This window comes from Gemmatimonadota bacterium, assembly GCA_026706845.1.
In the GTDB taxonomy this organism is placed as follows: domain Bacteria; phylum Latescibacterota; class UBA2968; order UBA2968; family UBA2968; genus VXRD01.
In genome coordinates, this window is record JAPOXY010000004.1 from 1 (window position 1) to 6,717 (window position 6,717).

The following is a 6,717-nucleotide window of genomic DNA, read 5'->3' on the forward strand; positions in this document are numbered from 1 at the left end:
CCACTTCAATCCCTCCATAGATTTCAAGCGATTCTCAACCTCACTTATTGCCATCTCCATTTTTAATCCGAAGGGATATTTTTCTGGTGGTAAAATCACAGGTGTCTCCTTATAAGCTTTAACAGTATCATTGCCAGATAAAGTCTCTGCGCCCTGGTTAAGCCCAAAAGGTTCTGTAAAAAGGTAGTTCCGTGTCGCCGTGTGCGTATTGTACCCCCTGTGCGATACGTGGCACTGACAAGCAGAGCCTCCTGCCGTTTTTGCTGAGAAATATCACGGCTGGTCCTGCTTTGCAAATATAATTTTAACTACGCAATATCCGTGCCAACGTGATTTGTCATAAGACATTTTTAGTCATAAAGCATTATTTATATTTAAGTAATTAGAGAAGAGTATATAAAAGTCAGTCTGAAATTTTTATATTCCCAGTCACTATATATCGTGATATTTGACCATATATAGCGATTGCCGATATTAAGAATATATGAAACACAATTCTATTGATTGGTGATCTGACAGAGGGTAATTTTCAACTTGGAGAGACCGACAATTATGCAGATCTTTTGCATCCAGACAACCAAGATTTGAACACAAATAGAGGAGATAAATGATGCAGAATTATCGTGGAGACGTTACGGATTTGCGCGTAGTTCGCCGGGTTGAGCAGCATCCGCAGGCCTGGCGCGTGTGGCAACCGGTCATTATTCCAGGGCAGAAGAAAAGGCATCTCATTGTGGCCTTCGGAGCGATGGTCAACGGCAAGAAAGACATGGGAGACATTCTCGCGACGCTCTCAACTGACGATGGGGATACCTGGGAGGAACCCGTGATGATCTTCGATCATCGCCAGCGTCAGGGCATAGTGCAATTTGCCTACGCGAATCCAGTCCTTTACCGCGCTCCCGGACAGGACGTAATCTGGTGCTTTGCGATGCGCTGTCCAATAGCCCAGAAGAACAGCGAAGAATCTCAACTGGTCGGTGCATTCACAGCAGATGGCGGTTATTCCTGGACACAGGTGGAAATGGCGATGCACTATGCGGGACCGCTCATCACATGCTCGAGCATCGTTACTACAGAAATCGACTCAGTACACAAGTATCTCCTGCCAGCCCACCGCAACACGCTGCAAGAAGACCCACGCGGTTCGCGTGACCACTTCGTTCTCAGCAGTACCAGCCTGCTGGAGTGGAAGCTCGAAGCATATATTCCCCAACCCACCAATGCCCGTGTTTTCCTGCATGAGGGAAATATCGCCCCGGGAGAAACATCAGAGGAATTATGGATTGTCATGCGAACTGCCGATTACGACGAAACCGATCGCACGACGGACCCTCCCAGAGCCTATTCGAGCGTGAGCCGTGACGGTGGCCGTACCTGGAGTGTCGCCAAACCCGAACCCGACCTGCACAACGCCAAGTCAAAGGCATACTTTGGTCGATCCTCAAATGGCACGCATATCTACGTTTACAGCGATGGACCTCCCCAAAGAGTAAAAGCACCGGGATTTCCCAACGGAGGTCGGACCTCTCTGCGGTACAAAACAAAAAATCCCGGAGACACCTGGAGCGAAGAGAAAACCTTCTACGATGCCGGGATTAAAAACTCTTATCCCACACTTATTGAAATTGCACCGGGTGACTTCCGCTGCGTGTGGGACAGCGGCACACCAGATACGCCGCGTACGCATATTCATTTCGGCAAGTTGCGAATTTCACCATAATTCGCGTTATAGTTTTGCCTAATAGTCCACCGCAACGCGATTCCCCGTAACAATAGATTCCTGAATAGCCATCGCGATGGCTGTTGCAATCAGTCCGTCTTCCGGTGTTGCAGCTACGGGGGCGCCACTTCGGACAGCGTTGAAAAATGCACGCATATTGTACTCCATCAGGGTCGTTCGCCCAGGCGCCTGAAACGTCTCAACTGTAGATTTATTGGCCGCCCTCAGTCCCCATTCCAGCGTATCCGGTAGCCATTGCGTGCCAGTTATGCGTGCCAGTCCGTTCTCTGTCCAAATATCCAGAAGATGTCCGCCATCAGCACAAGCAGCACCAATGCCACCACAAGTCAGCGAAGCGGAGGCCCCAGACTCAAACTCAATGACTGCTGCTGCCGCATCTGGCATTGGGCTACCTCTGAAGGATCCCCCAAATGAGAATACGGATTTGGGCTTGCCCAGTAAAAATGCCAGCGTGTCGAAAAGATGTACATAGCACTCGTTGATAAGCCCATTGTGGTTTTCCGGATCCCAGTGTTTTGATTCTGGAGGAGGACACCAGCCCACCATCAGATTGCCATTCGCCATCCACCCTTTTCCGAGGTCGCCTTTCAGGAGTTCTCGCAACCGCACCATTGCAGGCATACAACGGATCGGAAATTCGACCTGACAGGGCAAATCAAAACTGTTGCACAAGTCAACCAACTCTCTTCCACTTTTGACAGTCCCTGCCCAGGGCTTCTCGATCAGCATTGGAATGCCCCTGTTGCCAGCCGATTCGATCAGCGCTCTGCGATGTTTGGGCGTCACCGCAAGTGCGATCGCGTCCAACGATTCGCTATCCATCATCTGGTCTGCATCTTCGTAAAGCCTGAGATCATTTTCCTTCTCATAGGCTCTATAACCCCCCATACCGTCCAATCGATCAGGCATATTCTCCGCAGCTGCCACAACGTGGGCACCCTCGATTTTCTTCGCAGTTTCTACTATCCATTGACCAAGACCAAGACCAACAACACCAAGCCTGATGGGTCTCATATTGTTCTCCTTGTAAATCCGCTTCCCCTACACATCGTCGAACATGCGTCACAGACGCTTTCAGTTTCTCTGGCTGTGGCCATGTTCAAATTCCGTTTATCGCAGCTTCGGCCTGTCGAAGCTGATCCGTGACCCATCCGAAATCCGGGGTCTCACCGAGGATCATGCCCTGCATGGCTCGGTAGTCTTGTTCGATCACCTTGCGCAGTTCCGCTTGAGGAACCAGTCTCACCGATCCTGGAGCCGCTTCTTCGAACCGCTTCCAGGCCTGTCGGAACGCGACAAGGTTGTGGTTCCGAACCGCTTCCAGCAGGTCGATGTTGGCTAAGGCCGACCTGCCGACTTCCGTCGACGTGATCACCGCGACATCGTAGTAGTGACGCGAGATGCGATCCTTGTCAGTTGGCAGGCGCCCGGCGTCCCGGTATCCGCAATATGCGCCATGCAGGATCAGCAGCTTCTCCCAATAGGTGCGCTCGGGCGCGATCACGCGAATACCCTCCGCTGTGAACGACCAGTCAGGAAGCTCATCGGCGATATAGGAGGTGACCGTGCAGTGCTGGCTGGGGTCGAGTGCCGACCTCGCTCCCGCCTCAATCTTCACACGCGGGGCCACATAGGTGACGTCTCCGCTTGGAAAGAGGGTTGGGTATTCGATGAAGAGCGTTTGTCTGTCAACATCGCCCTCATCCGGAACGATCTGACAACTGGTCGGGAGCTCGTCAATCCGACCCGCCAGAGCTGTCCTCAGTGCCCCCTGAATGTATCCACTGCACGCCGCCCTGAGTTCTCCGAACAGCGCGGCCCGTTTCTTGTTCGACAGTTGGCTAGCTACGGTCGGGTCGCGCTCCCCTTCGAAGCCAAGACCGTCGCGGAACACCACGAGATCGATGTCCTCGGAAAAGCGCTTAATGAGTCCGAAGGCTTTGGACAGCGACGTTCCACCCTTGAAAAGCAGCCTCGGATGCCCCTCGGGACGCCGATTGAACAACGTGTCGAGAACCAAGCAAACCCAGAAGTCCTTCTCCACATAGCTCGGCAACGTATCAAGGCGGGCTGCCGCCGCTTCAAGAATGTCCCGCCTGTCCTGCTCCGGTAGGGCGAGAAACGATTCAAAGCCCCTGGTCATACGGCAACGGCCTGATCGCTCGCGATGCTGCGCGCCAGCGGCAATGCCCAGCCGGGAAGATCGCGGCTGTTGTGCAACAGATCGAGCTTCACATCGTCGGGAAGATGGCGACTCAGCGCCGAGACGATCTCTCCGTCCACGGCTACACGGGGGCCCAACCACCGCAGTGCCTGAACTACTGGCGCGGCGGGTCTTCCCGCCCACCGCATGACGCTTGGGCCCGCATGCCGGAACCGGACAGTTCTTCCGCCAATCTTGAGGGTCCTGGAATGGCCATCCGTCAAGTAGCTGACCTTCGCGGGCACGGCGTTGGTGAGACCCAACTGATTCGCGGCCACCAATCCATCCGGCATGATCCGCACGCCATCCCGCCGTGCCAGTGCTGTGATGGCCGCATCCAGATCGACGGGCGCAGGACGATTCAGCACATTGCTAATCCTCGGCCTGTCGTACAGGCCATGGCCCACCCGGCGCAGCCGTCCCGCCTTGACGAGACGCGACAGAGCCTGGTCAACAGCCTCGCGGCTGCCGAGGTCCAGGAAGTCCCTCGGCGTGCATACCCATCTTCCGCTATCGTGAACGGACATCCTCTGCATGATCTTGTCGGCGATTCCGGTCATTGGACTACATCCCTCACATTCAAATATTTCTTGATATTGATGTCAGAAATCTATACTATTTATCTTACTATGTCAAGGAGGATGGGATGCCTTCAGAGGGGAAGTCCGGGTCGGTCTAACGACATCCATTTAAACGCAAATAGAGGAGATAGATGATGCGGAATTATCGAGGTGATGTTACAGATGCCGGGTTGAGCAGCATCCGCAGTCATGGCGCGTGTGGCAACCGGTCATTATTCCGGGGCACAAGAGAGGCATCTCATTGTGGCCTTGGGAGCAATGGTCAACGGCAAGAAAGACATGGGAGACATTCTCGCGACGCTCTCAACCGATGATAGGGATACCTGGTAGGAACCCGTGATGATCTTCGATCAGCGTCAGGGTATAGTGCAGTTTGCCTACGCAAATCCAGTCCTCCGGTACATGGATGGAACCAGAGAGCACTTCGGGAGTTAGAGCGCATTAGCTCTGCCCCGTTTTAACTGTTCAAAATCCGATTTTTTCTTCGACCCTTTTGTATATAATTCTCCAAAATAAACTATTGACAGGTGATAAATGAGCAAAGTGATTGACCAATTCATGTGGGCTTTCCAAGATTCCTTTAGGATGTCCATTGAGTATGAAATCCAGAAGGCTCTGTCTCATATAGGCTTGCAAACACATGATAAGGCTAAAGCGTTGTTAATCGGTTTTGCCACCGAGGATGATCTCCGACATGACATTTGCATTGAACCAGAAGATGGCCCTCTTGTAGTAAATGACTTGCGCTCAATCGAGAAGAGGGCAGATGAAATTCGTAAAGCGGATCCTTACTACAAAGTATTTAGCACTCACCCCAGGGTTCAGGAACATTGAAGGCGTGGATTATTCCTTCGTTCTCGTGCTCATGCTATCGCTGAGGCTATTCAAAAATCAGGAAAATTTGAAGGACTCAACTTTTTTGTAAGTCATTCTGCGCCCGTAGCAGGCTATGAGGTTCATACCTGCGTCGGGATACCTTATGACGCCCTTGAATCCGTGCCCCGTTTCAACAATCCAAAGAAGGATGACTATCATGGGCGCCATATTGAAGAATCTTTTGTACAAACGATTATTAACACCTGTCTCGGTCGAGCAGACAGAGCACTCTACTTTCCAGACCCGGGCGAGGGATTCATCGTATTGGGAGATTGCATTGACATAGTTAGGGGCTCAGCCACACGCTTCGTAGATGGTGTAACCTCCGCTCTGGCTCCGATACCAAACGACCTATTCATACGCGCAAGCGAAGTCGCATCGCTAACATACGAGCGTTCGGGTGCCAAAGGTCATTTGGTCATTACGGACCCCGACAATTTGGCAAACAAGCTAAAGATCACATTTCAAAATCCTGTAGGTCTGCATGAAACTCGGAGCGTAAGAAAATTATTGGAACTTACGGACGAGACAACAGCTTTGCTTACTGACGGTCAAGCCATTTATGGATTAGGAGAGTGCATCGCTGCACCTGATGTAGCGAAAATCGCAATAGAGGGACATGCCAGATGGTCACTGAGTATAAACGACACAGTACTTATGAGGGTTGCCTATGAACACGCAACACTGCCGAAGCAAATACTAGATAAGGAACTCTTCAGAGACGTTGCTCAAAGGACGGTAGGCACGGGCGAAGTCGATCGCATTTGGGACATATTTCAATGCGCTCTAGACAATGACCAGGGAACCACGATAGTTGTCTCAGAGGACCCAGTTTCTGAAATAGAACGTCTTGGTCAGGAAGCATTGGCTATCAAACCTGAATATTTGGACCGCAGCGATGTAGCGCGACTTGGCCGTATCGACGGAGCAATTATTCTCGGTCCCGACGGACGCTGTTACGCATTTGGAGTAATACTCGATGGACAAGCTAACTCTTCTGGCGATCGGGCGCGTGGAGCGCGGTTCAACTCATCCGTTCGTTATCAAAGAACAGTGGAAATTGGCACCATGGTAATTGTTATATCGGATGATGGCACAGTTGACTTAATCCCGACTTTGATGCCTTGTGTTTCACGACAAGAAGTGGAAGATGCGGTACGGGAGTTTTGTGAATATTTGGGAGTTGAAAATAATGATGGTGAAGAAAGGGCAAGACGGACGAGACGAGTTGAAGGACTTAGTTTATGTGTCAGGAGATGACAATGCAACAGGGTGAATGAAGCATACGAAAAGGAAATGGACTCTCGCCTAGA

The 6,717-nt window shown here is 51.5% G+C and carries 6 protein-coding genes; 3 read left to right on the forward strand and 3 right to left on the reverse strand.

All coding sequences use genetic code 11. The annotated features are described in order from the left end of the window. The first annotated feature begins 607 nt into the window (after positions 1-607). Positions 608-1,723, forward strand: coding sequence for a sialidase family protein (locus OXG87_00195; protein ID MCY3867937.1), 1,116 nt, complete (start codon positions 608-610; stop codon positions 1,721-1,723). An 18-nt stretch (positions 1,724-1,741) separates the two neighbouring features. Here OXG87_00195 and OXG87_00200 read toward each other — a convergent pair whose 3' ends face one another. The 3 genes from OXG87_00200 to OXG87_00210 all read right to left on the reverse strand — a co-directional run bounded on the left by OXG87_00200 (position 1,742) and on the right by OXG87_00210 (position 4,507). Continuing rightward, a complete protein-coding gene (locus OXG87_00200; protein ID MCY3867938.1) occupies positions 1,742-2,758 on the reverse strand; it encodes a Gfo/Idh/MocA family oxidoreductase in 1,017 nt (338 codons plus the stop codon). A gap of 85 nt (positions 2,759-2,843) precedes the next feature. Further along, positions 2,844-3,887 (reverse strand): nucleotidyl transferase AbiEii/AbiGii toxin family protein, encoded by a 1,044-nt coding sequence (locus OXG87_00205; protein MCY3867939.1) that lies wholly within the window; start codon positions 3,885-3,887, stop codon positions 2,844-2,846. Further along, complete coding sequence (locus OXG87_00210) at positions 3,884-4,507, reverse strand: DUF6088 family protein (GenBank protein ID MCY3867940.1); 624 nt, start codon at positions 4,505-4,507, stop codon at positions 3,884-3,886. The genes OXG87_00205 and OXG87_00210 overlap by 4 nt, the downstream gene beginning before the upstream one ends. Positions 4,508-5,062: 555 nt before the next feature. Here OXG87_00210 and OXG87_00215 point away from each other — a divergent pair. Both OXG87_00215 and OXG87_00220 read left to right on the forward strand, forming a co-directional pair. Continuing rightward, positions 5,063-5,362 (forward strand): hypothetical protein, encoded by a 300-nt coding sequence (locus OXG87_00215; protein MCY3867941.1) that lies wholly within the window; start codon positions 5,063-5,065, stop codon positions 5,360-5,362. A gap of 480 nt (positions 5,363-5,842) precedes the next feature. Further along, positions 5,843-6,664, forward strand: coding sequence for a hypothetical protein (locus OXG87_00220; protein ID MCY3867942.1), 822 nt, complete (start codon positions 5,843-5,845; stop codon positions 6,662-6,664). The last annotated feature ends 53 nt before the right edge of the window (positions 6,665-6,717 follow it).

Bases quoted from the DNA above. Each gene is read 5' to 3' on its own strand.
- OXG87_00200 (MCY3867938.1), bottom strand. From the start codon at position 2,758: ATGAGACCCATCAGGCTTGGTGTTGTTGGTCTTGGTCTTGGTCAATGG.
- OXG87_00210 (MCY3867940.1), bottom strand. From the start codon at position 4,507: ATGACCGGAATCGCCGACAAGATCATGCAGAGGATGTCCGTTCACGAT.
- OXG87_00215 (MCY3867941.1), top strand. From the start codon at position 5,063: ATGAGCAAAGTGATTGACCAATTCATGTGGGCTTTCCAAGATTCCTTT.
- OXG87_00205 (MCY3867939.1), bottom strand. From the start codon at position 3,887: ATGACCAGGGGCTTTGAATCGTTTCTCGCCCTACCGGAGCAGGACAGG.
- OXG87_00195 (MCY3867937.1), top strand. From the start codon at position 608: ATGATGCAGAATTATCGTGGAGACGTTACGGATTTGCGCGTAGTTCGC.